This window comes from Flavobacterium chuncheonense, assembly GCF_042686145.1.
Classification (GTDB): Bacteria; Bacteroidota; Bacteroidia; order Flavobacteriales; family Flavobacteriaceae; genus Flavobacterium; species Flavobacterium chuncheonense.
Window position 1 is genome coordinate 795,817 of record NZ_JBHUPC010000013.1, and the last position, 543, is coordinate 796,359.

Consider the following 543-nt stretch of genomic DNA (forward strand, 5'->3'; position numbering starts at 1 on the left):
AATTTGTATTGGAGGTACTACAACATTTGTAAGTGATGGAGATGCAGGAGGAACATGGAGTTCAGTAGATCCGTCTATTGCAACTGTTGATGCTTCTACAGGTGTAATTACAGGAGTTTCAGCAGGAATTACTGCAATTAATTATACAGTTACTGGAACGGGTGGGTGTTTGGATGTTGTATCTACATTAGATGTAACTGTTACTACACCACCAAATGCAGGAGCTTTAACAGGAAACCAAGCAATCTGTGTTGCAGGTACTACGACATTTGTGAGTGATGGAGACACAGGAGGAACATTTAGTTCAGGCGATACAACAATCGCAACAGTTGATGCTTCAGGAATTATTACAGGAGTTTCAGCCGGTACAGCAACCATTACATACACCGTTTTAGGAACAGGAGGATGTGCAGATACTTTCACTACATTAGATGTAACGGTTACTACGCCACCAAATGCAGGAGTATTGAGTGGAAACCAAGCAATTTGTATTGCAGGCACTACAACATTTGTGAGTGATGGTGATACAGGTGGAAGTTTTAC

Annotated in this window: 1 protein-coding gene; it reads left to right on the top strand. The window is 41.3% G+C overall.

Features of this window, described 5'->3' with window-relative positions; translation table 11 throughout:
* A partial coding sequence (locus ACFS5J_RS11150) for an Ig-like domain-containing protein (RefSeq protein ID WP_379812272.1) occupies nucleotides 1-543 on the top strand: 543 nt, incomplete at both ends.